Annotated in this window: 1 protein-coding gene; it reads right to left on the reverse strand. The window is 40.3% G+C overall.

Going from position 1 to position 802, the window contains the following annotated elements; all coding sequences use genetic code 11:
- Window positions 1-52: 52 nt before the first annotated feature.
- A partial coding sequence (locus DW005_RS14265) for an IS3 family transposase (protein ID WP_242989479.1) occupies window positions 53-802 on the reverse strand: 750 nt, incomplete at its 5' end.

An 802-nucleotide genomic window follows, 5' to 3' on the forward strand; every position in this document is an offset into this window, starting at 1 on the left:
CGGAATTTTTTCGGGTGGTTGTCACCCTACCCGATTTTCCTTTCTTTTAATTTCACGAGACTTTCGCCTCTTTTTTTGTTTCTGCTTCTTGTCTTGGATTTAGCCATTCTTCTTCTGAAAAACTCCAGGCTCTGGTTCCTTTTGCCCATCTTTCCGGATGTCTTTCTTTCGCTTTTTCGTAAACCTCTTTTCGCTTCCTTAAAACTTCCTGATCCAATCCCATATGTCTCTGTGATGGTGTCACATAGTTTATCCCACTATGACGATGTTCATTATTGTACCATTCCACAAATCGCTTTACCCACAATCTTGCTTCTGTCAGTGTGGCAAATCCTTGCGGTTGAAAATTCGGCACATATTTTAATGTCTTAAACAAACTCTCTGCATATGGATTATCATTACTTACCCGTGGTCTACTTTTCGATGGCGTAATTCCCAGTGCATACAATGTTTCCAACATTGTCGTTCCCTTCATCGGACTTCCATTATCAGAATGCAGCACCAATGGTTCTTTCTGCATATTTCTGATATATATCTTTTCATCCCGATAAATTCGTTTCACCAATTCACTCGCATGCTTTGCATTTTCACTTTCCCAAACTTCCCAGCCAACAATCTTCCTGCTGTATAAATCAGAAAACATATATAAATAATAATGCATTCCTTTGATCGGTCCGTTTAAGTATGTGATATCCCACATCCACACCTGATTGGCTCTCGTTGCTTTGTGCGTTGATATTGGTCTCTTATGTTTCCGCTGCTCCCGTCCTCTGTGAGTCAACTGTTTTGCTTCCTTTAACAC

Origin of the sequence: Clostridium sp. AF36-4, assembly GCF_003435975.1 — a bacterium.
GTDB lineage: Bacteria > Bacillota > Clostridia > Lachnospirales > Lachnospiraceae > Eubacterium_F.